We start from the raw sequence: 24,858 nt of genomic DNA, 5'->3' as shown, positions 1-24,858 counted from the left end.
GCGCCTTTTTCGAAGGGTCAAGTTACGGCATGATTTCGGAACATCTCACACACCATCCGCGCGGCGACCGGCGTGCTCTTCCGCACAAGGCGGCCGCAGCGGCGACCGGGCCGCCGGCGCGCCGCATGTTATGGCTGTAATGTTCGACCCAGCTCCCGCAATCATCCTGTAGTCCGGGCTTCCCAGAGTTCTCGCGCAACACAGCAGCGAGAACGCACAGATGAATGCGACCGAAGATCTGACGCGACAGGCCGGCCCGCCCGAAGCCCCGACCGGCACCCCGACCCGCGTCCCGACCGGCGTCCCGACGCTCACGGTGGCGGAGCTGGAGGCCGACCCGCACGGCGTCTACCGCGCCTGGCGGCCGCGGTTGCCCTTCGTCGGCCACGAGGTCGCGGGCGTCCTCGTCCTCCGCGCCCGCGACGTCGATCTGCTGATGCGCGACCCCCGCGCCCAAGCCACGGAGACGCTTTATCCGGAGTCGCGCGCGATCCCCGAGGGGGCGCTGTTCGACATCTTCGCGCACGGCATGCTCACGGCCAACGGCGCGGTCCACCGCCGGCGCCGCTCGCCCTTCACCCGCACCTTCGCGGCGCGCCTGATCGAGGGCCTTCGGCCCCGGATCCGCGTCGCCGCGGAGGGCCTCGTCCGCGACTGGCTGGGGGACGGGGAGGTCGACCTCGTCGCGCGCTACACCGCGCAGATCCCGGCCCAGGTCATCGCCGACATCCTCGGCCTGCCGCGCGACGACATCCCGCGGTTCACGCACCTCGCCTACGAGGTCTCCCGGGTGCTGAGCTTCACCTTCGGACCGGAGGACATCCCCGATCTGGAGGCGGCGGCGGTCGCGCTGCAGGACTACGTGGCCGGGATCCTCGCCGCGCGCCGGTCGGCGCCCCGCGCCGATTTCCTGTCGCGCTTCCTCGCGGAGACCGAGGCGGCCGGCGAGCTCACGCAGCAGGAGGTGGTGATCCAGCTCGTGCAGATGATCATCGGCGGCACCGACACGACCCGGGTCGCCGGCGCCATGCAGGTGGCGCTGCTGCTGCAGCATCCCGAGCAGTGGGCGGCGGTCAGCCGCGATCCCGACCTGATCCCGGCCGCGGTGGCGGAGTCGCTCCGCTACGAGCCGAGCGCCGGCTCCGCCGGCCGGGTCGCCCGGGAGGACATTCCCCTCGACGGGCACGTCGTGCCGGCCGGAAGCCTGATGCTGCTCTCGACGCTGTCGGCGATGCGGGACGAGACGGTCTACGCGCGTCCAGACACGTTCGACATCCGGCGCACCGACCTCCCGCGCCTCCACCCGGTCTTCGGCGGTGGCGCGCACCGGTGCATCGGCGAGGCCCTGGCCCGTGTCGAGCTGGAGGAGGGACTGGGCGCCGTGCTGCGCCTCGCCCCGAGCCTGCGCCTGACCGGCGCGATGCCGGTCCTCCGCGGCCACAGCGGCATCCGCCGCATCGACGCGCTGCGGGTCGCCGCCTAGCGCCGTTCCCGACCGGATAGGGACGGCGGCGCTCGCCGAGCCCTTCGCCGCGCGTAGCGAGGTCCCTCTCCCGCACGGAAGGGGGACCAGGGCGCGGCTGCCTCGACCGGATCGCCGCCCCTCCGGACCGCTGCGACCCTGTCGCGCCGTCTCCCGCGCGTCCGACGCGCGCCCGTTGCAGCCGTAGCCGCTTCGGCCCCGCGCCGCAGCGACGCCGTAACGGACCGCTCCCAGCCTCGCTCCCGGACGCCCCGGTGATCGCGCCGCGATCGCGGCGCCCTCACGCCCCCCCACGGAAAGGACAAGCGATGAAGGTCCTCCTCTGCTCGACGCCCGCCACGGGCCATCTGAATCCCCTCCTCGCCATCGCCCACATGCTGATCGCGGACGGCCACGAGGTCATGGTCCTCTCGGGCTCGGCCTTCCGCGACCGCATCGTGGCGGCCGGCGCCCGCTTCATGGCGCTGCCGGGCGCGGCGGATTTCGACGGCCGTGACCTCCGCGCGGTCGTGCCCGAACTGGCCGAGATCGCGCCGGGACCGGACTGGCTGCGCGTCGCCATGGAGCGCGTGTTCGTCGACCGCATCCCCGACCAGGCGCGCGGCCTGCGCGCGGCGCTCCGGGCCTTCCCGACCTCGCTGGTGATCGGCGACGACATGTTCTTCGGCGCCCTGCCGCTGCTGCTGGGGCCGCGCGCGGAGCGCCCCGCCATCGTCCTGTGCGGCACGTCGATCCTGCACTGCGCGCGGCCCGACCGGGCTCCGGCCTTCCTGGGTCTCCCGCCGGCCGAGACGCCCGAGCAGGAGGCCGCCTACGGCCGCATCGCAGAGGCCTACGAGGCGGCGGTCGACCGGCCGGTCGGGCTGAGCCTCGCCGCCAAGCTGGCGGAACTCGGCCGGGCCGCCCCGCCCTGGCCGCTGTTCGACGCGGTGGTCCGGCTCGCCGACACCTACCTGCAGCTCACCGTCCCCAGTTTCGAGTACCCGTTCCCGCTGCCGCCGACGGTGCGCTTCATCGGGGCGCTGCCGATCGTCCCGGGGCAGGCGGCGCTCCCGCCCTGGGCGAGCGACCTCGACGGCGCGCGCAAGGTCGTGCTGGTCACGCAGGGCACGGTCGCGAACCACGATTTCGGCCTGCTCGTCGGCCCCGCCCTCCGGGCCCTCGCCGATGAGCCCGACATCCTGACCGTGGTGACGGGCGGCGGCCGGGGGCTCGACGCGATCCCCGGCCCGATCCCGGCCAACGCGCGGCTCTCGCCCTACCTGCCCTTCGAGTGGCTGCTGCCCCGGGTCGACGCCATGGTGACCAACGGCGGCTACGGGAGCGTGAACCAGGCCCTGAGCCACGGGATCCCCCTCGTCGCCGCCGGCCTCACCGAGGACAAGGCCGACGTGAACGCCCGCATCGCGTGGTCGGGGGCCGGGATCGACCTCGCCGCGAACGACCCGACGCCGGAGGCGATCCGGAAGGCGGTGCGGACCGTGCTCGACGCGCCCGGCCATCGCCGGGAGGCGCGGCGCCTCGCCGCCGAGTTCGCCGCCTACGACGCAAAGGCCGAGATCCTGCGGCTCCTGTCCAGCCACGGCGGCCGCGCGCGCAGCGCCGCCTGAGCGTCCGCCGCACCCGGCGCGGGACCGTCCCGGGACCGTCCCGGCGGGGACGGCCCCCGCATCCGCGCCCATCACGGCACCCGGTCCGGCGGACCGGGTGCCGTTCGCGTGTCGGGGCGACCATTGGGGCGACTGTCGGGGCGACTGTCAGGGCGACGAGCCCGGACCCGGGCCACGACCGTCCCGGCAACGATCCCGCGCCCGCCCGTCGTTCGCGCCGCATGTCTGCTGTCATTGTTTTCCGATCCGCCGAAATCGCGGCGAAAGATCGGATTTTTACTTCGGACGCTCCACCACGAGGAGCACGAGATCATGATCTCACACCGCACACGGGCCGCCGCAGCCACCGCGCTCGGGACGATGCTGACAGTCCTGGCGGCCCCGACCGCCGCGCCGGCGCAGCCAATCCCGCGCTTCGCGCAGCCCGACGTCCCGAGCGTCGCGGCGATCGCCCGGGCACGCCCGTTCCGGACGGATCTAGACCTCCGCTCCCCCGCCGTGGAGCGGGAGCATTCCCGGGCGCAGCGCATCATCGCCCGCGTCTGCTCGCGCTGCTGATGCCCGCGATGGCGCTGCGGGAGCCCCGCGCGGACACGGCGGACGCCTGTTCCGGGCTCGCTGGCGGTGTCGGGCGACGGGCGCGGGCCGTTCCCCTCCGCCGACACCTCGCCGTCGCGGCGGCGGGGCGCGGCCGGCTCCTCGCCGCGGCGCCGCTGCCGCTGCTCCTGGCGCTCGCGGCCACGACGACGCCCGAGCCCGTCACGGTCGGGCTCGGCGGGCTCGCCCTGGCATGGCTCTCGCTGCGGGTGCAGCGCCTGCGCGGGGCCGCGTGCGCCGCGACGCGGCAGCGGAACAACCTCGCGCGCCTGACCGCGCCGACGGTCGCCCGATGGGTCGCCGAGACGGATCGCGCCGCCCGGCGCCCCGGCTGGGAGCAGGAGGCGACGGTGCTCTTCGCCGACATCCGCGGCTTCACCCGCCTCTGCGAGGGCATGGCGCCCGGCGAGGTCGCGGCGTTCCTCGCTGCGTTCCGGTCCCGCGCCGCGCGGGCGATCGAGGCGGCGGGCGGCTTCGTCGACAAGTTCGTCGGCGACGAGGTGATGGCGGTGTTCGGCGTGCCGGACGCGGCGCCCGGGGATGCCGGTCGCGCCGTCGCGGCGGCCCGCGCGCTCGCGGCCGCGATGGCGACCTGGAGCCGGGAGCGCGGGCAGGCCGGCCTGCCACCGGTGCGGGTCGGCATCGGGCTGCATCGCGGCCCGGTCTTCATCGGCGTCATCGGGGCGGAGCGGGTCGAGTTCACGGCAGTCGGCGACACCGTCAACGTGGCCCGTCGGCTGGAACAGATGACCCGCGCGCTGCCCTGCGACTGCCTCGCCTCCGAGGCGGTCGTCCGGGCGGCGCCGTCCGGCGGGGCGCGGATCGTGGCCGTCGGGCCCGTGCGCGGCACCCGCACCGTCCTGCGCCTGTTCACCCTCCGGCTCGATCCGGCCGGGACGCGTGCGGACCGAACCGACGCCTCCTGAAGACCCGGCGGGGCAGGGGGGCGGCGACCGCGGCCCGTCCCGCCGCCATTCCGGATACCGCCCTCAGGCGCGGGGCCGGTCGGCGAGGTCGTCGAGGTCGACGCGCCGGGTGATCCCCAACGCGTCCAGGAAGGCCGCGTCGTGGCTGACGACGAGGAGCGCGCCGTCATAGGCCGCCAACCCGGCCTCGAGGGCCTCGACCGCGTCCAGGTCGAGGTGGTTGGTCGGCTCGTCGAGGATCAGGAGGGGCGGGGGCGCGCGGTTGCCGAGCACGCAGGCGAGGGCGGTCCGGACCTGCTCGCCGCCGCTCAGCGCCGCGACGGGGCGGTCCGCGGCCGCCGCCCGGAACTGGAACCGCGCCAGCGCCGCCCGGCACCCGTTCGCGTCCTCCTCCGGGTTGAGACGCGCGAAGTTCTCCGCCACGGTCCGGTCGCGATCGAGGAGGTCGAGGCGCTGGTCGAGCAGCGCGGCGCGCACCCCGACCGAGACGCGGCCCGACCACGGGCTGAGGCGGCCGGCGACCAGCGCGAGCAGGGTCGACTTGCCCGAGCCGTTCCTCCCGCAGAGGGTGACGCGCTCCGGACCCGTGACCGCGAGGGACACGTCCCGCAGGACCGGCTGACCCGGCCGGTAGCCGACCGTCACGTCGGTGAGCGCGAGGACGCGCCGGTCGGCGTGGAGCCCGCTCGGCGGGAGCGCGATCGCGGCCGGCTTCACCGCCGCGATCCGGTCCCGGGCCTCCGCCAGATCGGCCTCGGCGCCGGCGCGCTGGCGCTCGGTGAGGCGCGCGCTCCCGCCCGCCGTCCGCTCCGCGTTGTCCCGGCGAGCCCCTGCGAGGATCCGGGGCAGGTCGCCCTTCGCGGAGCGGCGGTGCCCGGCCGCGTCGCGGCGCTGCTGGCGCTCGACGCGCTCCTGCGCCCGGCGGGCGAGGTCCGTCGTCCGCTTCTCGGCGACCGCGAGGTCGTGCTCGGCCGCGGCGAGATGCGTCGCCTTGGCCCGCCGGAAGGCGTCGAAATTGCCCCGGTAGCGGGTCGCCTCCGCCGGCGCGAGGTCCACGATCGCGTCCACCGCGTCGAGCAGGGCCCGGTCGTGGCTGACCACGATCGCGCCGGCGCGCCATCCCTGCAGAAGTTCCAGGACCGCCCGCCGCCCGTCGCGATCGAGGTCGTTGGTCGGCTCGTCGAGGAGCAGGACTTCCGGCGCGGCGAAGATCGCCGCCGCCAGCGCCGCGCGGGCGCGCTGCCCGCCGGAGAGGCGCCAGAGCGGCGTGTCGGGGTCCACCGCCACGCCCATCCGCGCCAGCGCTCCCGTCAGGCGCTCCGCGAGCGTCCAGTCGGCGACGGCGAGCTCGTCGGCCTCCGCCGCACCGCCCTCCGCGCGGCGGAGCAGCGCCAAGCCCGCCGTCGCGCCGAACAGGCCGGCGACGGTCTCGTCGGCGGTCGGGCCCGCGAACTGGCGCAGCAGGGCGACCGTGCCGTCGCGGTGGATGCTGCCGCCCGTCGGCGCGAGGCGGCCGGCCAGGAGGTTCAGGAGCGTGCTCTTGCCGGCGCCGTTGCGGCCGACGATGCCGGTCCGCTCCTGCCCGAAGCTGGCGGTGATGCCGGAGAGGACGGCGCGCCCGTCAGGCGCGGTCCACGCGAGGTTCAGGAGGGAGAGCTGTGCTGGCATGCGGAGAGACGGTCCTGGCGGCAAGGCGTGGCGGCGTTGCAGTCAGGGTCAGTCTCATCGGCGTCTCGGCTCCGGCGGGGGGCCTCCGTAGCGCCGGTCGCGGCCTCTCGCAACGCCGCGGCCGTCGCTTTTTGCGGCGGGATGTCACAAACCGGGATGCTGCATCGTCCTGTCACCGACCGGGACGCCGGAGCGGCAGGGTGCCCCTCGGCCCGGTCCGCGCGGGAGACAGACGTCATGAAGATCGTGGTGATCGGCGGCAGCGGGTTGATCGGCCGGCATCTGACGGCCGAGCTGAAGCGCGCGGGCCATGAGGCCGTCCCCGCCTCCCCGAGCACGGGCGTCGACGCCGTGACCGGCGCCGGCTTGGCCCAGGTTCTCGTCGGCGCCGACACCGTGGTCGATGTGGCGAATGCGCCCTCCTTCGAGGAGGCGGCGGTGCGCGACTTCTTCGAGCGCTCGAGCCGCAACCTCCTCGCCGCCGGCCGGCAGGCGGGCGTCAAGCACCACGTCGGCCTCTCGATCGTCGGCGCGGACCGCGCGGACGGCAACGGCTACTTCCGGGCGAAGGTCGCGCAGGAGCGGCTGATCGCGGCGTCGGGCCATCCCTACACCATCGTCCGCGCCACCCAGTTCTTCGAGTTCGTCGCGACGATCGCCGAAGCCTTCGCGGTCGGGGACCGGATCCTCGTGCCGGACGCGGATTTCCAGCCCGTCGCGGCGGCGGACGTGGCCGCGGCGCTCGCCGCGGTGGCCGTCGGCGCGCCCGCCGACGGGAAGATCGACGTCGCGGGGCCGGAGCGGCTGCCGTTCCGGGCGTTCATCGCCCGGCGCGTGGCCGCCGCCGGCGACGGCCGCGCGGTGACGGTCGACGCCGCGGCCCGCTACTTCGGTGCCGCGCTGGCGCGAGGCTCCCTGGTCCCCGACGACGCGGCCGCGGCCCGCCTCGGGGATACGCGCTTCGAGACCTGGCTCGCGACGGCATGACGGGACCCGACCTTCCCCGCGGGCGGGCTCCGCCCCGACGCGATCAGGCCTCCGGTCCGGTCATGCCGCCGGGGCGCGGGGACGGGACCGCCGCCTTCGAGGCCCACCGTCCCCGGCTCCTGCGCATCGCCTACCGCATGCTCGGCTCGCGCAGCGAGGCCGAGGACGTCGTGCAGGACGCGTGGCTGCGCTGGGTCGCGGCCGACCGGAGCGGGGTCGCGGCGCCCGACCGGTTCCTCGCGCGCATCGTGACGCGGCTCTGCCTCGACCAGATCAAGTCGGCGCGCGCGCGCCGGGAGAGCTATGTCGGCCCCTGGCTGCCGGAACCGCTGATCGAGCCGCTGGTCGAGCCGGGGGCGGACGGCGTGGACGAGGACGACCTCACGCTGACGCTGATGCTCGCGCTCGAGCGGCTGTCTCCCTTGGAACGCGCGGCCTTCCTGCTCCACGACGTGTTCGGCCTGCCGCTCGGCGACGTCGCGGAGACGCTCGGGCGAACGGCGCCGGCCGTGCGCCAGCTCGCGGCGCGCGCGCGCCGGAACGTCCGGGCCGCGCGCCCGCGCTTTCCCGTGACCCGCGACGAGGGCGAGCGCGTCGCCCGGGCGTTCTTCGAGGCCTCCGCGAGCGGCGATGTCGCGGGGCTGCGGACGCTGCTCGCCGACCGCGTGACGCTCTCCTCGGACGGGGGCGGCAGGGTGCTCGCCTTCGTCAACCCGATCCGGGGGCTCGAGCGCCTGCTCCGGCTCTACGCGGGCGCGCGGCGCAAGTGGGGCGACGGCCGGGCGGCGCTGGTCGGGTTCGTGTGGATCGACGGGCTTCCGGGCTATGTCACCCGCGAGCGCGGCGGCCTCCTGCAGACGACGGCCCTCGCGATCGAGAACGGCCGGATCGACGCCATCTACATCACGCGCAACCCCGACAAGCTCCGCCACGTCGCGCGCGCCGTCGCGGCCGGCCCGGGACCCGGCGACGCGGGCGGGCCTGCGGCGCGCCGATCTTGACGATCCGCCCCGCGGCGCGGCTTGCATGGCGCGCGGCGGGCCCTCGCGGCGCCGCTGGTGAAACGACCCACGCGGATTGATCAACCATGCCGGCGCGCCCGCTCGTCCTGTTTCCCGATCCCCGCCTGACGCGCCCGGCCGAACCGGTCGACGCGTTCGACGCGGCCCTGCGGGCCCTCGCCGACGACGTCCGGGACACGCTCATGGCCGAGAGCGCCATCGGCCTGACCGCCCCGCATATCGGCGTCCCCGCGCGCCTCGTGGTGGTGCGGATGTCGCCGGACGAGAGCGCACGCGTCTACGTGAACCCCGTCGTGTCCTGGGCGTCCCCCGACTCGGAGGTCCACGACGAGGGCAGCGTCAGCATGCCGGGGGTGCGCGAGCGGGTCACCCGGGCCGCCCGCATCCGCCTGAGCTACCGCGACCTCGACGGATCCGCCCACGAGGAGGAGACCGAGGGCTTCCCGGCCGCGGTCCTCCAGCACGAGATCGACCAGCTCGACGGCGTGTTCTGGATCGCCTGCCTGTCGCGCCTGAAGCGCGAGCGACTGCTGAAGCGGTTCGGGAAGGGCCGGCCCGCCTGACCCGGTCGGGGCTCGCGGCGGGCGTCGGCACCCCGCCGCTGCGCGCTGGCAGAGCCGGCACGGGGCGGGCTACCATGGGCGCGACCTCGCCGACCCTCCGGTCTCGCCTCCTGTGAACGGACCCTGCGCATGCATCCTGCCGTGGCCGCCGCCAACGCCTTCAGGGCGGTTCATGACGCCGGTCAGGTCCCGGACTACGAGCGCATCCTGCGGCAGGGCTACAGCCGCTTCCTCGCTCCGGGGGATGTCGTCGTCGACGTCGGCGCCCATACCGGACTCCACCTCGTCGCGTTCGTCGACATCGTCGGCCCGACCGGCAAGGTCCACGCCTTCGAGCCGATCCCGTTCCTGATGAAAGATCTGGTGGGGCGTTTCGGCCGACGACCCGAGGTCGAGCTGCACGACGTCGCCCTCTCCGACGCGGCGGGGCGCACCGATTTCACGGTCGCGAGCGTGCCCGGCGAGAGCGGGCTCCTCGCCCGCTACTTCAGCAGTCCCGCCATCACGTCCAAGACCATCAAGGTCAGGACGGAGAGGCTCGATACCGCCCTCAGTCACGTCCCCGCGGTTGCCTACATCAAGATGGACATCGAGGGCGGGGAGTTGAACGCTCTGAGCGGCGCGGCCCAGCTCCTCCGGCGATGCCGCCCGATCGTCAGCGTGGAGTACGGCTGGGCCGGCTACTCAGCCTACGGGCACGCGCAGGATTCCCTCTACCGGTTCGCCGAGAGCCACGGCTACATCTGCGCGGACATCACCGGAAACCTGATCGACGATGCGAGCACGTGGCTCGCGGTCAGCGACTACGTGACGTGGGATTTCTTCCTCGTCCCGCAGGAGCGTCGAGCCGACTGGGCCGCCCTGTTCGCGCGCCGCCCGGAGCCCGGACCCGCGTGATCCGGACCCGCGTGATATGGACCCGGGCGGAACGACGCGGCCGGACCGTCCGCGCGGCGGAACAACGGCTCCGCATGGTGCGTTGCACGCTCCCACCTCTAGGCCGTCCGGCGCGGCCAGCCACCCACCGTGCCCAGTCCCGAAGGTCCACCAGGATCGCGCGCAGGGTATCTCAGATCAACCCGCGTAAAGGGTCGTGACCGTGCCGAACTCGCGGCAGCCGTTTCAATCCTCGTCCGCCGCCAGCGCGCCGCTGGCGAGCCTGCGGCGCGGGTCGGGCCAGCTCTTCGAGAGCGAGCGTCGCCTCAACGCGGTCCTCGACAACGCCTCGGTGTCCATCTTCCTGATGGATGACCGCCAGCACTGCATCTACATGAACCGCGCCGCCGAGCAGTTGACCGGCTGGACGCTGCGGGAAGTCCTCGCCCGCGATTGCCCGCTGCACGACATCGTCCACCACACCTACCCGGACGGAAGGCCCTTCCCGCTGGAGGAGTGCGCGATCGACCGCGCCTTCCCGGAGAACAATCAGGAGCGCGGCGAGGAGGTGTTCGTGCACAGGGACGGGCACTTCTTCCCCGTGGCGTTCACTGCCAGCCCGATCCGCGACGACGCGACCAACATCATCGGGACGATCATCGAGGTCCGCGACATCAGCGAGGAGAAGGCGGCCGCCGAGCGCCAACGCCTGCTGATCAACGAGCTCAATCACCGGGTGAAGAACACTCTCGCCACGGTGCAGTCGATCGCCGCGCAGACCTTCCGCGGGCAGACGGACCAGACGACGCGCGCCGTCTTCGACGCCCGGATGGCGGCCCTGTCCAACGCCCACAACGTGCTGGTCGAGGACAATTGGGAGAGCGCCAGCCTGCGCGGCGTGGTCGAGCGCGCGCTCGCCCCCCACCTTTTGGCAGAGGTCGATGCCAGCCGCTTCCGGTTACAAGGGCCGGACGCGCGACTGCACCCTAAGGTGGCAGTGACGCTGGCAATGGCCCTCCACGAGTTGATGACCAACGCGGCGAAGTACGGCGCTCTGTCGACGCCGGAGGGTGGGGTCGCGGTGACGTGGTCCCTGCACGATCGCGATGACGGCCGTCAGCAGCTCGACCTGCTCTGGGAGGAGCGGGGTGGCCCGCCAGTCACGCCCCCGACCCGGAAGGGGTTCGGCTCACGGCTCATCGAGCGGCAATTGCCGCTGGAGTTCGACGGCAGCGCGGCGATCACCTTCGCGCCGGCGGGCGCGACCTGCCAGATGCGGATCCCGCTGACCCGGCTCGGTTGGATCGGCCAGGAGGCGGTCGAAGGGCCGCGCGCGCCATGACGCCGCTCGCCGGACGCCGGGTCCTGCTGGTCGAGGACGAGAGCCTCGTCGCCATGCTCGCCGAGGACATGCTGCTGGACCTGGGCTGCGAGGTCGTGGTGGCGATGCGCCTCGACCAAGCCCTGGCCCATGCCCGGACCGAGGCGTTCGATCTGGCGGTGCTCGACGTGAATCTCGGCGAGGCGCGCAGCTACCCGGTCGCCGACCTGCTGCTGGCGCGCGATACGCCGTTCCTGTTCGCCACCGGGTACGGGCAGCACGGCCTGGACGCCGCCTATCAGGCGGTTCCGGTGCTCCAGAAGCCCTATCAGGCGGCGCCGCTCGAGCATCTTCTGCTGGGCCTGTTGAGCCGTGAGGGGCCGTACCGCACGGGCCCGACCGGCCTGCCGCCCGCCTGCCGCTGTCGGGCGGCCGAGCCCGCCAACGGGCAGTTCCGCGCCGATCCGATCCGCTGAGGCGCCCGGGCCGGCGCGCGCCCGGAGCGACCAGGTACGGCGCCGACCGGCGCGGAAGGGCACCACCGTGATCGATCTCAACACGGCGACGGCCGAGGAGCTGGACAGCGTTCCGGCACTGAAGGGCCACGGCTTCGAGATCGTGCGCTACCGGGAGGAGCGCGGCCGATTCACCAGCCTGCGGCAGCTCGACGAGGTGCCGGGCCTCAGCGGCAAGACCGACGGTGTCGCCGGTCAGGTCACCGTCGCGGACAGTCCTTAGGGCCGGTCCCGACCGGTCCGGCGCGGATCTCGGTCAGGCCCGAGATCCGTCGGGAGAGGTCTGCTCTCGCGGAGCGCCCGGTCGGGGATCAGGTCCGTCCGGACGAGGCACATCCGGACCCAGCGGCTTTACGGCGCGCTCCACCTCGAAGCGTCCTGCCGCTCCCCAACGCCCTCCCGCACGGGGGAGGGGGCACGGCGCGGCTGACATGCTTTCGCCGCCTGTCCGTGTGATGGGCTGCGCGAGCGGCGTGAAAGCCGCGCGGGTCGACGACGCCCGCGCAAGCCCGAGCTTCGAGAAGCAACGATGGACATGCAGGTCGAGAAAGCCCAGGGCCGGCCTCTGAAAGGCATCGACCGGAACAAGGTGATCGCGCAGTCGCTGCGGCAGTTCGCGCGCCTCCCGGGCCTGCCCGACACCAAGAAGGGCGTGCGCTCGTACCAGAGCCACGTCAAAAGCGACCCCTGGCTGCCGCTCCTGTTCGTCGTCTGCTTCGTCCTGCCGACCCTGGCCGCCGGGATCTACTACGGGCTGATCGCCTCCGACCGCTACGTCACCGAGGCGCGGTTCGCGATCCGGCCGACCATCGGCACCGCCGACAAGGCGACGCCCGACACGGTCGGCACGAATGCCGGTGTGATCAAGGCGACCGTCGCCCAGGAAACGCTCATCGCGCAGGAATACATCCACAGCCGGCCCATGGTCGAAGCGGTCGCGGCGGAACTCCCGATCCGCGCGTGGTTCGGTCGGGACGACATCGATATGTTCTCCCGCTTCAACCCGGAGAAGCCGGTCGAGAAGTTCCTGCGGTACTGGCGCCGCCGGGTCGACGTCGACGTCGAATCGGCGTCCGGCATCATGTCGCTGACCGTCGAGGCCTTCGATCCCGACGAGTCGCTCGCCATCACCAAGGCGGTCATGACGGATACGGAGCGGATGCTGAACGACCTCAGCCTGCCGTCCCGGAAGGACGCCCTCGACGTGAGCACGCGCGTCCTGAAGCTCGCGGAGGAGCGCGAGGCCAAGGCCAACGCCGCCCTGAACGAGCTGCGCAACCGCGAGGGCGTGCTCGACGTCATCAAGTCGAACACCGCCACCATCAAGTCGGTCTCGGAACTGCGGGAGACGCGCACCAAGCTCGCCGTCCAGCTGGCGGTGCTCCAGCGGGACCTCGGCCCGCAATCCCGCAGCATCGTCGACCTGAAGCAGCAGATCGGCGATCTCGACGCGAACATCGCGCGGGTCCAGCAGCAGCTGGCCGGCACCGCGCCGACCGAGAAGCGGCGCCTCTCGGACGCGCTCACGCGGTTCGAGGATCTCGAGCACGAGCGCGAGAATGCCGAGAAGTATCACCGCGACGTGCAGCTGGCTTATGACCGGGCCCGCATCGTGGCCCAGCAGCAGGTCGTGGCCCTGGTGCCGATCGTCGAGCCCATCAAGGCCGGATCCTCGACCGAGCCGCGCCGCATCCTGATGACGAGCATCATCACCGCCGGCGCCGCCGTGCTGTTCGCGGCCGCGATGTTCACCCGCCGCATGCTCATCACCTGATCCCGAGCCGGGTCGGCGCGCGGACGCGGTCGGGACGGTCCGCGGCCCGCCGGCAGCGCCGACGAAAAAGCCCGCCGCGGCGAACCGGGCGGGCTGAGGGAGTGCTTGGGAGGAAGCGCAACCGTACGGCGGGCCCTGCTGGCATGCCAGATGCCGAATCGCAGGGCAGGTCTGCGAAATCGGGCGGTCTCCCGATGGAATACTTTTCCTGAACGGCTCGACTTGCCGGGCCGACGGCCGCCGGGGCCGCCCGCGATGATCCTAGGCGGCCGCCGCGCGGGAACGCGTCCGCTCCTCGAGGCCGCGGATCGTCGCGGCGAGCAGGCTGTCCAGGGCGTCGCACGCGTCCGCCCGCTCGACGCAGGCCGCGTTCCGCGCGTCCTCCTCGATGACGCGCAGCCGCGCCACGAGGACGCGCGCGCCGACATTCGCGCTCATCGACTTGAGGCTGTGCGCGGCCCGGGCGATCGCCGGCTGGTCGGAGGCGGCGAGGGCGGCTCTCAGACCGGCGAGCGCCACCGGACCCTGCGCCCGATACAGATCGAGGACGCGGTCGAGGAAGGCGCCGTCCCCGAGGCCGAGCAGCCCGTCGATCACCTCGGCGTCGATGAGGTCGTCGGCGGCGTTCGCGACGGCCGGCGCGGCGAGCGGAGCGACCGGGGCCGGCGTCACGGTATGCGCCGCGGCGGCAGCCGGCGCGACGCGGAGCGCCGGGACCTGCGCCTGCAGCAGGTCGGCGAGCTGCCGCAGCGTGAAGGGCTTCAGGAGCGTCCCGTCCATGCCGGCCGCCGCCGCGGCGTCGGCGGCCTCGCCGAGGACGTGCGCCGTGAGGGCGACGATCGGGACGCGCCCGCCGGTGGCCGCCTCGCGCTGCCGGATCCGCCGCGCGGCCGCGAAGCCGTCCAGGACCGGCATGCTGCCGTCCATCAGGATCAGGTCGAAGCGTTGCGTCTCGGCGGCCGCCACCGCCGCGGCCCCGTCCTCGACGGTCACCACATCGGTCACGCCGCAGCGGGCCAGCGCCTCGAGGGCCACCTCGCGGTTGACCGCGCTGTCGTCGGCGACGAGCACCCGCGCGGCCGGGAATCGCGGGAGCGCCTCGTCCATGCCGGCGGGCGAGGCCGGGGAGGCGGCCGCGGCGAGGGCGTCGCCCGCCGCCAGCGCCGCCAGGACGGGCTGCCACTCCACCTGGGTCACCGGCCAGCGCAGCACCGCGTCGGCGAGACCGGCGCGGAGCGCCGCGTCGGCCGCGCCGTCGCCCGGACCCGCGACCGCGAGCACCCGCACGGCCCGGTCCGGCCGGCGGCCCGCCGCCATGAGGGCGGCCGCGTCGCCGATCCAGTGGTCGGCGGCGCTCCCCGGCGCGACCGGCGCGAAGCCGGCCGCGCGCAGGCCGGCCGCGAGGGCGGCGCGGGTGGCGGGACCGGCCGTGTCGAGCGCGATCGCGGCCGGCACCGCGTCGCGGCGCCGGACCGGGCGGGCCGGCTCGGCGACCGTGACGGGGATGCGCACCGAGAAGGTCGAGCCCGCGCCGACGCGGCTCGTCACCGCCACGGTGCCGCCCATCGCGGCGACGATCTGCTGGGCGATCGAGAGCCCGAGGCCGGTGCCGCCGAACCGGCGGGTCGTCGACTGGTCGGCCTGCGAGAAGGCCGAGAAGATCGTCGCCAGCTTGTCCTGCGGGATGCCGATCCCGGTGTCGGAGACCGCGACCACGAGGCACCCGTCGGCGGCATCGACCGTCATCCGAACGGCGACGTGGCCGGCCTCGGTAAACTTCAGCGCGTTCGACACGAAGTTGCTCAGCACCTGCCCGAGGCGGACCGGGTCGCCGAGGATCGCCCGCGGCACCTCCGGCCCGACCTCGGCCGCGAGGTCGAGCCCGGCCGTCCGGGCCCGCTCGGCGAAGAGCGTCACCGCGGTGTCGGCGAGTTCGGCGGGGCTCACGGGCACGCGCTCGAGCTCGAGCTTGCCCGCCTCGACCTTCGCGAAGTCGAGGATGTCGTTGATGATCGCCAGGAGCGACCGGCCGGACCGGGCGATGACCTCGGCGTAGCGGCGCTGGCGCGCCGGCAGGTCGGACCCCGCCAGCAGTTCGGCCATGACCAGGACGCCGTTCATCGGGGTCCGGATCTCGTGGCTCATCGTGGCCAGGAAGGCCGATTTGGCGGCGTTGGCGGCGTCGGCGGCCTGCTTGGCCTCGCTCAGGTCGGCCGTCCGGGCGCTGACCTCCGCCTCGAGGTGGGCGCTGTGGGCGGCGAGGCGGTGATCGCGCTCGTTCACCGCTGAGAGCAGGTCGTTGAAGGTCCGCGCCAGCGCGCCGACCTCGTCGTCGCCGCCCACGGGCGCGCGCTGCGCGTAGTCGTGGCGCAGGCGGACCGCCTCCATGGTGCGGGCGAGGGCGGCGAGCGGGCGCGTGACGCTGCGCTGCAGGTAGAGCGACACGCCGACGCCGATCGCGACGGCGAGCAGCGCCGCCAGCGCGGCGTTCTGCGCGGCGGCCCAGAGATGGCCGAGGATGTCGTCGGTCTCGCCGATCAGCACGACCCGGCCGACGGGGACCCCGTTCTCCACGATGGGCGCGGTCGCCTGGAGGCTGCGGGTGGCGAGCAGGTGCAGGAGCGACAGGTCCGCGCCGTCCTGGGCGGCGTCCCGGGTCAGGCGCAGGCCGATCCCCTGCTCGGCGAGCACGGACCCGTCCGGACGCTCGATCGCCCCGTAGACGATGGACGGCACCTTGCCGATCGCCCGCAGCGACGCGTCCGCCCCGTCGGCGTCGCCCGCCGCGGTGGCCCGGGCGCCGCCATGCGCGAAGACCTGAGCGACGGCCTCCAGCGCCGCCTGCTTGTCGGCGGCGTAGCGGGCGACCTCGCGCCAGACCGACAGGGCCGCCGCCAGGACGAGCGCCGCCGTGACGGCGCCGGTCACCGCCAGAGCCAGCCGGCCCGCCAGGGAGCGCCTCGGCCTCAGCCACGCGAGATGCACGCTCGGCTCCTTCAGGTGGCCCGGTCGGGCCCGGTCGCGGGGAGGGACGGGGAGGGGCGGTAGGGCGAGGGTACCGGGGAGCGGATCAGGCGGCGGCGCGCAGGCAGGTCCGCGCCACCGCGTCCCAGCCCGCGAGGAACGCCTCGACGCAGCGCGGGTCGAAGTGGCGGCCGGCTTGGTCCGCCACGAAGGCCCGCGCCCGCTCGAGCGGCCAGGCCGCCTTGTAGGGCCGCTCGGTCACCAGGGCGTCGAACACGTCCGCCACAGCCACGATGCGGCCCGAGAGTGGGATCCCCTCGCCGCGCAGGCCCTTCGGGTAGCCGGTGCCGTCCCAGCGCTCGTGGTGGCTCTCGGCGATCTCGGCGGCGAGCCGCACGACGTCGGAGGTGCTGCCCTCCAGGATCCGCCGGCCGCGCTCGGCGTGCTTCTCCATCTCGGCGCGCTCCTCGGCGGAGAGCGGTCCGGGCTTGAGCAGGATCGCGTCGGGCACGCCGATCTTGCCGACGTCGTGCATCGTGGAGGCGAGCTTCAGGATCCGGATCTCCTCCGGGCCGAAGCCGAGGTTCCGGGCGATGACGCCCACGTAGCCGGCCACCCGGGCGATGTGGTCGCCGGTATCGGTGTCGCGGTGCTCGGCGGCCCGCATCAGCAGGGCGATGATCTCGCGCTCCCGCGCCTCGATGACGGCGACCGCCGCCGCGACCTCGCGGGCGAGCCACGCGGCCCGGTCCTGCTCCTGCCGGTGGGCCGCGCTGATCTTCATCAGGTTGGTGATGCGGGCCTGGATCTCCACGGGATCGCAGGGCTTGCCGAGGAAGTCGGTCGCGCCGGCGCGCAGGGCCTCGTGGCGCAGGCTGCGCTGGTCGAGGCTCGTCACCATCACGATCGGCACGTGCGCGAAGCCTGGGACCGCCCGCGCCGCCGCGATCACCTCGAGGCCCGTCAGGCCGGGCATGTCGTAGTCGGTGACGACGACCCCGATCCGGTCGACATGCGCCCGCAGGAAGTCGAGCGCCGTCACGGGGCACGTGAAGGCGACCGGCTCGCAGTCGGCCACGGGCTTGAGCGCCTGCATGATCAGCAGGTTGTTCATCTCGGAATCGTCGAGGATCAGCGCGAGCACCGTGTCACTCCCAGGCGACGAGTAGTCGACGCAGGATCCGCATCGCGTCCTCCCTACTGGGACAGCAGCAGCTTGCCCGAGAGGGGTCCGACCCCCTTCGGCACCGGCACGCTGGTCCCGTCGTAATTCGCGTTCAGATAGAGGTTCGGGCCCTGGTACAGGTTGACCTGCTGGGCCACGATCACCGTGTAGGCCGACTGGTCGGCGACGGGCTTGTCGGCGTCGATCACCACGCGGCCGGCCGGCAGGTAGAGCGTCCCCAGCATGGTCCGCGCGTTGTCGCTGATGATGCGGTAGGTCCGCATGGGCTTGGTCGCGGCCAGCGGCGGCGGGGTCGGCGGCGGTGGCGGCGGCGCAGGCAGCAGCGGCGTGACGATCTGGTCCACCAGGCCGGCGAGGATCGCCGCGGGGTCGACGGGATCGCTGACCGTGCGCTCTTCCATCATCAGCAGGCCGGCCATGGGGCCGGTGGTCGGCGCCGACAGGCTGATCGTGGTCTTCTTGTCGAAGAGCAGACCGCCCTTGTTGCCGGTGAAGTAGAAGGCGACGTCGGTCCCCGTCATGGCGGCATTCTTGTCGACGATGAGCGGGCCGTCCTTCATCACGTAGATGCCGGCGCGCAGCGTCACGGAGGCGTTCTTGGTGATGTACAGGCCGCCGCAATAGGTGCCCGGATCGAGGGTGACGCTCTGGTCGACGAGGTTGCCGGAGGTGGCGCGCTTGCTGTTCGCCGAGGACGGGATCGCCGTGCACGCGCCGACCGGCGGCGCTGCCCGGTCCTTCAGGGGGTCCTGGATCGGCGGGCAACCCGTCTGCGGCGGCGGCGCGAAGTTCGCGCGGGCGCCGTCGAAGCCGCCCGCCGTGCAGATCGTCTGCGCCCGGGCATAGGCGCTGTCCTTGCCGACCATGCCGCGCGGGCTCTGCGAGTTGCTGTAGAGCGAGCAATCCTGGGCGGTCACCTCGGCGCTCTTCTCCAGCTCGAACGCGCCGGCGGCGAGCGGGTCCAGCGTCAGGAGGCACAGGCGCATCTTGCCGACGACGCGGACCGTCGAGCGGACCGAGACCTTGACGGTGGGCACCCCGACGAAGCCGCCGAAAGCGAGCTTGACGGTCTCGTCGACCGTCGTGGCGACGCTGGTCTTGTCGTCCGCCACGTCGACCCGGAGGGCGTAGGGACTCTCCGGCCGCGGCGCCGCCTGGGCGTGGACCGTGTCGACCACGATGCTCTTGGCCGCCGCCGAGGTCGAGACGGCGAGCTTGAGGTAGTTGCCGGCCGCGAGGACACCGGCATCGGCCGCGTTCTGGAGCTGGCTGCGCCGCGAGGCGAGGCGGGCGTAATCGATGCCGCCCCCGGTCAGGCCGAGCAGCACCACGGCGCTCAGGCCGAAGGTCAGGGCGACCGAGCCGGACCGGTCCGTCAGGGCCCGCGGGCCGGCGCGGAGCACTCTCCAGAACAGGGAAATGGACGCGTCTCCCAGGGCGGGACCGATCGGCGGCTGCGGCGGCACCGGCCACCGAACCGTTGGCCTAAGGCACAGCTCCTAAAAATCCGTGGCGTCCGAGCACCGCGAAGCTATCGCCACGCGATAGAGCCGCCTTTAGCTGTGAACAACTTCTATATGCGGCCGCACAACGCCCGGCACCGTCTCGACGACTGATCGCCTCACCGGCCTGCCGCCGAATGAACACAACAGCACACAACCTCAGGGTGAATTTGCGTCCTCATCACAGATCGCGGCCGCAAAATCTTGCTGAACCCGCAATTTCTACCCAGATTTGAACCGTTTTTAAACGGCCTCATCATAGGGTTATTTCTGTCCGCGCCTCTACGGCCGGACGGCGGCAGGCACGGACCTGCAGAGTTCGTTTGGCATGATGGGCATCTTTCGGCGCGTCGCGACCGTCCGCCGTCCGGGCGGGACCGAGGGCCGCGCCGGCACGGCCGGACGCGTCCAACGGTTCGCCGGCCACCGGACCGGCGCCTCAGCGGTAGAGTTCGCGCTCCTGGCCGCGCCGTTCCTGGCTCTCCTGGGCGTCGTGGCTGAATCCGGCGTCATCGCCATCGAGCAGCAGACGCTGGATATCGCGGTCGACCGGAGCGTCCGGCAGCTGCGAACCGGCACCTTCCAGGACGGCTCCGACGGCAGCGATCCGAGCGAGCGCCTCCGCAGGATCGTCTGCACCGGCCCCTCGGCGCTGTTCCCCTGCGCCGACCTGCGCCTCGACGTCTCCCGGACGCCCTCGTTCTCGACCTCGCAGCCGGCGGAGCCGTTCGACAAGACCACGAAGACCTGGACGCCGGGCTTCGGCCAGCGCTTCGAGTGCCCGCAGGGCGGCGACACCGTCACGGTCCGGGTCGCCGTGCCGGTGATGCGGCTGTTCCAGATGCTCGATTTCACCGGCCGGATCATGGCCGACAAGACTCAGCTGCTGGTCACGACCGAGATCTTCCGGGCCGAGGATTACGAGCCCAAGCCGTGCTGAGCGGTCGCCTGCGCGCCCGCCTGATCCGCCTGATCGGCGACCGGGAGGGCGTGAGCGCGATCGAGTTCAGCGTGATCGCCCCGATCCTGCTGCTGATCCTGATGGGGTCGATCGAGCTGCCCCGCGCCTACATGATCGGGAAGCGGCTCGACAACGCGGCGGCCACGATGGCGGACCTAATCTCGCGCGGCAGCTACGCCGATCTCAAGCCGGTCTTCGCCGCGACGAGCGCCATCTCCAACCCCTACGACGTGAGCCGGGCGAGCATCGTGCTGACGGCGGCGGGCACCTACAGCGACGGCAGCTCGGCGGCGACCAAGGTCTGCTCGAGCGCCGAGTCCAACGGACAGGCCCGCACGGCGGGCTCCTCGCTCGGCGCACCGCCCGCCGGGATGACCCGGAACGGCGACCGCTTCGTCGTGTCGGAAGTCACGATGACCTACCACCCGATCTTCCCGGTCCTCTCGAACCTGACGCGGTGGACCTTCCGGTACAAGAAGATCTGGCCGGTGCGCGGCGGCGAGATCTACAACGGGCAGAGCGAGGTGGTTCTGCCGGGGGGAAAACCCTGCCCGGCCTGACGGCTAGGCTGACGCTTCGTACCGGGCCGGCGCTGCGGCCGGCGCCACCGGATGGCCCGATGACGCCGGATCGCGGACACGCCCCGCCTCAGCGGGCCGGGACCGCGGTGGCGACGACCCGGCGCGAGGCCGGGCTCGCCGGGACGAGACGCGGCGTCGTGGCCAGCTCGGAGGCGGGCCGAACGGCGGCCGTGGGACGCGCCTGCTCGCGATAGAGCGGCGGGGTCAGCGCGATGCTCTCGTCGGCGCGGGCGGCCCCGATCATCGGAACGGCAGCGAGGGCGGCGAGAACGATGGTGCGAACGGTCATGATCAGAAATCCTCTCGTTGTCCGGGGCGTGCCCGGCTTCGAGGGGATATCTACGCTGCAGAGCAACATGATCCAAACAGATGCGATCGATTTCTATTATCGATCTTGTCAATGATGGATCGCCGGTGAAACTGCCGGTCGGCGCCGCCGTCTGCCTGGCTCGCATTCTGCATCCCCGGCCCGCCGAGCGGCCGGCGCGGAGTGGAGGCGTTGCTGGACTCGGACCGTGACCGGGTCGTCCTATGACGGACGGCCCCAGCGGACGGGCCGAGTTAATGAAAAATCAAAACTCCCCCCCGAATGTCGGGCACGCGGTCGAAAATCTTCGAAATGTCAGAGGTTTAGCGCGTAAAATTTTATCTGTTCGCGCGGAAGGAGACGGCCCGTTGCTGGTTGCGGCCCTGCTTTTCGCGGTGGGCATATGGGAGGGCTGGCGGTATCGGGCATCGGTTCTGATCGCCAGCTCGATGCTGGTCACCCTCGGGTGGCTGGCCCTCTCGATCTTCGTCTGGGCCCAGTTCGACGCCGAGAAGGTGCTGCTGCTCTTCGCCTACCTCACCGCCCTCCAGGCCGGCTATCTCGTCGGGGCCTATATCGGCGCCGATACCGGCCCGAGCCGCTGACCGGTCCGGCGGCGCCGCCGGGATTGGAGTCCGGCCGGCAGACGCATACTCGGCGCGGACTCAGTGGCCGAGTGCGACCGGGATGCTGAGATCGACGATCCCGTCCACACCCAGGAGTGCGGTGGGCGGCGCGGGCGCCGGACTGATGCCCTGCACGGCGCGGAGCGCACGCTGATCGAGCTTCGCCGAGCCCGAGCTCTCCTCGATCTCCGCGCCCTGAACCGCACCGTCCGCGGCGATCTGCACGTGGACGACCACGGTTCCGCGGCCACGGCCCGGTCCCGGCCGCGTCCCGGCGCGGTCCGCGGCATCGATCCGCGTGACGAGGTCGGAGAGCCAGGCCCGCGCTGCGGGTCCCGGTGCGGTCCGCGCCGCCACCGCCGCCGACGAAAGGGCGAGGCCGAACACGACGGCAGCGGCGATCACGGCGCGCGGCAGCATGGGGAGCGGCGACATGGGGAACGGCGGCTCCTCGAGCCCGGGATCGGGGATCGACCCTACGCGCAGAGGCGGGTCCCTAGCGACCCCGTCCGCCGGTCGCCGTCACGAGACAGCGGTGGATTTCCGGCCCTTCGGTCCCGCGGCGGCCAGCATGATGTCGTCGCTGCCGACCTCGAGGCCGGTGTAGCCCAGCATCTCGGCGAGCTGCGTCCGAGCCCGCCATACCCGGCTCTTCACCGTGCCGATGCGGCACTGCATGAAGGCGGCGGTCTCCTCGTAAGTGAGGTTCTCGATCGCCACGAGCACCAGCGCCTGCCGCATCGGCGGCGCCAGGCGGTCGAGGGCGGCCTGGACGTCGCTCAGGTCGAGATGGCCGCCCTGCTCGGGCAGCGAGACCATCCGCTCCGCCTGCACGCCGTCCTCGTCCTGCACCTCGCGCCCACGCTTGCGGTGCTCGTTGTAGAACTGGTTGCGCATGATGGTGAACAGCCACGCTTCAAGGTTCGTGCCCGGCGCGAAACTCGCGCGCGAGCGCCAGGCCCGGAGGAGCGTGTTCTGCAGGAGGTCGTCGGCACCGACATGGCTGCGCAGGAGCGAGCGGGCGAAGCGCTGCAAGTTCGGCACCAGGGCGAGGAGCGAGGCCTGGAACGCCTTCTCACGCCCGTCCTGCGCCCGGCCGAAGGCGCCGTCGAGCAGCCTCAGCAGTTCGGCGAAGCGATCCGCGATGGGCGGCTCGACGTTGTCCTGCGCGTAGGTCGCCGCGAGCAGATGGCCGAGGTGATACTGCACGCTGTCGGGGAGCCGGGGGCCCTGCGCGTCGATTGTATCAGCGTCGAGCGAGAGTTCGAGCATGATAGCCGATCACCTGAAGGGTATGAAAAATCGCGAGGCGCCATTAATCCCCGATCACGGCGCATCCGCCGCAACATAGATCAGCGGATAGGCGCATATTGGGACCAATATATGCTGGCGTCCGCGACAATCGCGACAGAGATGTCGACGGAAAGAGGGAGTTCGATGAGGTCATACGCACCGGAAAACTGTTCTCCGCGCGGCCGTATCTGCGGCACTGCACGCGGAGGTCTCGCTGCTGCGAATGCCCGTCCTGTGCGGGGCGGGTGCGGGACGCTCTCGACCGCGGGATCGCGCCCATGACACGGCTCTCGGATCTCGAGGACGATCCCGCCTTCCAAGAGGCCGTCCTCGCCGTTCGGGGCGCGGCCAGCACCCTGAGCGGCCGGGCCGTGACCGTCGAGGAGGCCCGGTTCCTCGTCGGCATCGCCCTGACGACCTTCGCGCATGCCGGCGGTCTCGAGGAGCCCAGCCGCAGCCGTCTGGCCCGTTTCTCGGCGCGCATCGGGCCAGGCACCGTCGTCGAGACGCTGACCAAGCACTGAGCGTGGGCGCCGGGGGGTGCGGGCCGGCCGCCCGCGCCTATCCGGCCTCCGCCATGGCCGCCCGCAGAACCCGAAGGAGGTCCGCCATCACCGCCTCCCGGTCCGGATCGCGCGCCGCGAGGCGGAGCCCCGCGGCGACGTGCTGGTCGATGATCAGGAGGCCGACCTCGCGCAGGGCCGCTGTGGCGGCCCGGATCTGCTGGACCTCGTCGAGGCAGTGCCTGTCGGCCTCGACCATCGCCCGCAATCCTCGAACCTGACCCTCGATCCGCGCCAGTCGCCGGACCAGCGGGGCGCGCTCCGCGTCGGTCCGGGCGAGGCAGACACGACCGTCGACGAGCGTGCCGCGTGTCACCGTCCTGCGAGCCACCTGTTCCCGTCCGCGCGCGGGTCGCGGCGCACCGGAGCGCCGCGACCTCGGGTGAGCCGTCCCGGCCGGCGGATCAGCCGATCTGCTGGCTCTCGGCACCGCTGTCGGGCCGCGCCGGGCCGAGCACCGGCTCCTCGCCCATCGGCTGGTTCTGGACGACGCTGAACTCGCCCTTGCCGTCGAGCGACGGGCCCTGGGTCCAGCGCCCGGCCGGCGGCGGCGAACCGTCCGCCGACGTGGAGAAGAAGTTGTAGTTGAACTTCTGGTTCTCCTTCTCCTGCGGGAAGGAGTTCGGGATCGGCAGCGTTCCGGCGTGGCCGCCGAGTTCCTCGATCACCGCCAGCCATTGCTGCTGGTGCATCGTGTCGCGGGCGATGAGGAAGCTCCACATGTCGCGCATGCCCGCATCGTTGGTGGCGTTGTAGAGCCGCACCGCCAGGACGCGCCCGGTGCTCTCGGCGGCGACGTTGCAGTACATGTCGGCCGCGATGTTGCCGCTGGCGTAGATGTGGCTCATGTCGAAGGACTGGCCGTCGGAATTGCCCGGGAAGGCGGCCATGCCGGTCGACAGCAGCGTCTTGTGCAGCATGCCCTCGGCGATGTGGCGCGGGTTCTCGCCGCCCATCACGGCACCGACGATCGCGTCGGCCGCCCCGGCCTCCTGGACCTTGGTGGGGGCGTTCTCGAGGTTCAGCGCCACCGCCGTCGCGAGCATCTCGATATGGCCGATCTCCTCGGTGGCCGTATTGAGCAGCATGTCACGGTACTTGGTCGTCGGGGCGCGGTTCCCCCAGGCCTGGAAGAAGTACTGGAAGGCGACCCGGATCTCGCCCTCGATGCCGCCGATCGCCTGCTGGAGCATGCGGGCGTAGATCGGGTCGGGGCTGTCGACCTTGACCGGGTACTGAAGCCGCTTGTCGTGATAGTACATGATGTCTGTCCCTCGCGAGAGGCACGGCGTGCTCAAGCCCACCGCACGATCGGCCGTCGGCCCGGTACTCCGTGGGAGCATCGCGCCTCGCACTCTGTTCAACCCCGCCTCGGGACCACGGTTCGATCTTTCGCGAATTTATAACGATCAATATTTGACCGAACGCATTTTCCCGCGCCGTGCCAGGGTATTGTCGTAAAAATCCACGATCAGGGCCGCGCTTAACCGGCCAGAATTACACAATGTAAGTTAAGGGCGCCTCACCCATGTT

Annotated in this window: 25 protein-coding genes; 16 read left to right on the top strand and 9 right to left on the bottom strand. The window is 72.5% G+C overall.

What is annotated here, in order from left to right:
- Positions 1-220: 220 nt before the first annotated feature.
- The 4 genes from ACLBYB_RS14330 to ACLBYB_RS14315 all read left to right on the top strand — a co-directional run bounded on the left by ACLBYB_RS14330 (position 221) and on the right by ACLBYB_RS14315 (position 4,616).
- Positions 221-1,483 (top strand): cytochrome P450, encoded by a 1,263-nt coding sequence (locus ACLBYB_RS14330; RefSeq protein WP_447699157.1) that lies wholly within the window; start codon positions 221-223, stop codon positions 1,481-1,483.
- 308 nt (positions 1,484-1,791) lie between these two features.
- Complete coding sequence (locus ACLBYB_RS14325; protein WP_447699156.1) at positions 1,792-3,093, top strand: glycosyltransferase; 1,302 nt, start codon at positions 1,792-1,794, stop codon at positions 3,091-3,093.
- Between the two features lie 312 nt (positions 3,094-3,405).
- Positions 3,406-3,651, top strand: coding sequence for a hypothetical protein (locus ACLBYB_RS14320; protein WP_042669809.1), 246 nt, complete (start codon positions 3,406-3,408; stop codon positions 3,649-3,651).
- Between the two features lie 8 nt (positions 3,652-3,659).
- Positions 3,660-4,616 (top strand): adenylate/guanylate cyclase domain-containing protein, encoded by a 957-nt coding sequence (locus ACLBYB_RS14315; protein ID WP_447699155.1) that lies wholly within the window; start codon positions 3,660-3,662, stop codon positions 4,614-4,616.
- Positions 4,617-4,679: 63 nt separating this feature from the next.
- Here the strand turns inward: ACLBYB_RS14315 and ACLBYB_RS14310 are convergent, their stop codons facing one another.
- Entirely contained in the window at positions 4,680-6,284 is a 1,605-nt protein-coding gene (locus tag ACLBYB_RS14310; protein WP_447699154.1) for an ATP-binding cassette domain-containing protein, read from the bottom strand.
- 237 nt (positions 6,285-6,521) lie between these two features.
- Here ACLBYB_RS14310 and ACLBYB_RS14305 point away from each other — a divergent pair, with 237 nt between their 5' ends.
- The 8 genes from ACLBYB_RS14305 (at position 6,522) to ACLBYB_RS14270 (ending at position 13,342) form a co-directional block, all read left to right on the top strand.
- Positions 6,522-7,271 (top strand): SDR family oxidoreductase, encoded by a 750-nt coding sequence (locus tag ACLBYB_RS14305; RefSeq protein WP_447699153.1) that lies wholly within the window; start codon positions 6,522-6,524, stop codon positions 7,269-7,271.
- A gap of 62 nt (positions 7,272-7,333) precedes the next feature.
- Positions 7,334-8,272, top strand: coding sequence for a sigma-70 family RNA polymerase sigma factor (locus ACLBYB_RS14300; protein ID WP_447699152.1), 939 nt, complete (start codon positions 7,334-7,336; stop codon positions 8,270-8,272).
- Positions 8,273-8,358: 86 nt separating this feature from the next.
- Positions 8,359-8,856, top strand: coding sequence for a peptide deformylase (locus ACLBYB_RS14295; protein ID WP_447699151.1), 498 nt, complete (start codon positions 8,359-8,361; stop codon positions 8,854-8,856).
- 129 nt (positions 8,857-8,985) lie between these two features.
- Complete coding sequence (locus ACLBYB_RS14290) at positions 8,986-9,753, top strand: FkbM family methyltransferase (RefSeq protein WP_020092203.1); 768 nt, start codon at positions 8,986-8,988, stop codon at positions 9,751-9,753.
- Between the two features lie 202 nt (positions 9,754-9,955).
- Positions 9,956-11,074, top strand: a complete 1,119-nt coding sequence (locus tag ACLBYB_RS14285) for a sensor histidine kinase (protein WP_447699208.1) — start codon at positions 9,956-9,958, stop codon at positions 11,072-11,074.
- Positions 11,071-11,529 carry a response regulator gene (locus ACLBYB_RS14280; RefSeq protein ID WP_447699150.1) on the top strand — a complete coding sequence of 153 codons (459 nt, stop codon included), beginning with the start codon at positions 11,071-11,073 and terminating at the stop codon, positions 11,527-11,529. The genes ACLBYB_RS14285 and ACLBYB_RS14280 overlap by 4 nt, the downstream gene beginning before the upstream one ends.
- 67 nt (positions 11,530-11,596) lie before the next feature.
- Positions 11,597-11,791, top strand: coding sequence for a helix-hairpin-helix domain-containing protein (locus ACLBYB_RS14275; protein ID WP_447699149.1), 195 nt, complete (start codon positions 11,597-11,599; stop codon positions 11,789-11,791).
- A gap of 306 nt (positions 11,792-12,097) precedes the next feature.
- Positions 12,098-13,342 carry a capsule polysaccharide transporter gene (locus tag ACLBYB_RS14270; RefSeq protein WP_020092207.1) on the top strand — a complete coding sequence of 415 codons (1,245 nt, stop codon included), beginning with the start codon at positions 12,098-12,100 and terminating at the stop codon, positions 13,340-13,342.
- Between the two features lie 261 nt (positions 13,343-13,603).
- On the opposite strand, the gene ACLBYB_RS14265 is transcribed toward ACLBYB_RS14270, so the two are convergent.
- The 3 genes from ACLBYB_RS14265 to ACLBYB_RS14255 form a co-directional block, all read right to left on the bottom strand.
- Positions 13,604-16,327, bottom strand: coding sequence for an ATP-binding protein (locus ACLBYB_RS14265; RefSeq protein WP_447699148.1), 2,724 nt, complete (start codon positions 16,325-16,327; stop codon positions 13,604-13,606).
- 85 nt (positions 16,328-16,412) lie between these two features.
- Positions 16,413-17,450, bottom strand: coding sequence for an HD-GYP domain-containing protein (locus ACLBYB_RS14260; protein ID WP_020092209.1), 1,038 nt, complete (start codon positions 17,448-17,450; stop codon positions 16,413-16,415).
- A 53-nt stretch (positions 17,451-17,503) separates the two neighbouring features.
- Positions 17,504-18,895: a TadE/TadG family type IV pilus assembly protein gene (locus tag ACLBYB_RS14255; RefSeq protein ID WP_447699147.1), complete on the bottom strand. Its 1,392-nt coding sequence runs from the start codon at positions 18,893-18,895 to the stop codon at positions 17,504-17,506.
- Positions 18,896-19,322: 427 nt separating this feature from the next.
- Here ACLBYB_RS14255 and ACLBYB_RS14250 point away from each other — a divergent pair, with 427 nt between their 5' ends.
- Together ACLBYB_RS14250 and ACLBYB_RS14245 are read left to right on the top strand one after the other, a co-directional pair.
- Positions 19,323-19,934 (top strand): TadE/TadG family type IV pilus assembly protein, encoded by a 612-nt coding sequence (locus ACLBYB_RS14250; RefSeq protein WP_447699146.1) that lies wholly within the window; start codon positions 19,323-19,325, stop codon positions 19,932-19,934.
- On the top strand, positions 19,928-20,515 hold the full coding sequence (locus ACLBYB_RS14245; RefSeq protein ID WP_056532499.1) for a TadE/TadG family type IV pilus assembly protein: 588 nt from the start codon (positions 19,928-19,930) through the stop codon (positions 20,513-20,515). The genes ACLBYB_RS14250 and ACLBYB_RS14245 overlap by 7 nt, the downstream gene beginning before the upstream one ends.
- Before the next feature lie 88 nt (positions 20,516-20,603).
- Here the strand turns inward: ACLBYB_RS14245 and ACLBYB_RS14240 are convergent, their stop codons facing one another.
- Positions 20,604-20,825, bottom strand: coding sequence for a hypothetical protein (locus tag ACLBYB_RS14240; protein ID WP_020092213.1), 222 nt, complete (start codon positions 20,823-20,825; stop codon positions 20,604-20,606).
- Positions 20,826-21,292: 467 nt separating this feature from the next.
- Here ACLBYB_RS14240 and ACLBYB_RS14235 point away from each other — a divergent pair, with 467 nt between their 5' ends.
- Entirely contained in the window at positions 21,293-21,448 is a 156-nt protein-coding gene (locus ACLBYB_RS14235) for a hypothetical protein (protein WP_447699145.1), read from the top strand.
- A 60-nt stretch (positions 21,449-21,508) separates the two neighbouring features.
- Here ACLBYB_RS14235 and ACLBYB_RS14230 read toward each other — a convergent pair whose 3' ends face one another.
- Both ACLBYB_RS14230 and ACLBYB_RS14225 read right to left on the bottom strand, forming a co-directional pair.
- Positions 21,509-21,904 carry an energy transducer TonB gene (locus tag ACLBYB_RS14230; RefSeq protein WP_447699144.1) on the bottom strand — a complete coding sequence of 132 codons (396 nt, stop codon included), beginning with the start codon at positions 21,902-21,904 and terminating at the stop codon, positions 21,509-21,511.
- Positions 21,905-21,991: 87 nt separating this feature from the next.
- Positions 21,992-22,741 (bottom strand): sigma-70 family RNA polymerase sigma factor, encoded by a 750-nt coding sequence (locus ACLBYB_RS14225; RefSeq protein ID WP_447699143.1) that lies wholly within the window; start codon positions 22,739-22,741, stop codon positions 21,992-21,994.
- 299 nt (positions 22,742-23,040) lie between these two features.
- Here ACLBYB_RS14225 and ACLBYB_RS14220 point away from each other — a divergent pair, with 299 nt between their 5' ends.
- Entirely contained in the window at positions 23,041-23,286 is a 246-nt protein-coding gene (locus ACLBYB_RS14220; RefSeq protein ID WP_020092217.1) for a hypothetical protein, read from the top strand.
- A 37-nt stretch (positions 23,287-23,323) separates the two neighbouring features.
- Here the strand turns inward: ACLBYB_RS14220 and ACLBYB_RS14215 are convergent, their stop codons facing one another.
- Together ACLBYB_RS14215 and ACLBYB_RS14210 are read right to left on the bottom strand one after the other, a co-directional pair.
- Positions 23,324-23,656: a metal-sensitive transcriptional regulator gene (locus ACLBYB_RS14215; protein ID WP_447699142.1), complete on the bottom strand. Its 333-nt coding sequence runs from the start codon at positions 23,654-23,656 to the stop codon at positions 23,324-23,326.
- A 73-nt stretch (positions 23,657-23,729) separates the two neighbouring features.
- Positions 23,730-24,587, bottom strand: coding sequence for a manganese catalase family protein (locus ACLBYB_RS14210; protein ID WP_020092219.1), 858 nt, complete (start codon positions 24,585-24,587; stop codon positions 23,730-23,732).
- Positions 24,588-24,858 lie beyond the last annotated feature (271 nt).

The sequence above is a fragment of the Methylobacterium sp. D54C genome (genome assembly GCF_053345595.1).
Note: the sequence above shows the minus strand (reverse complement) of the source record. Positions and strands in the feature narration are given on the sequence as shown.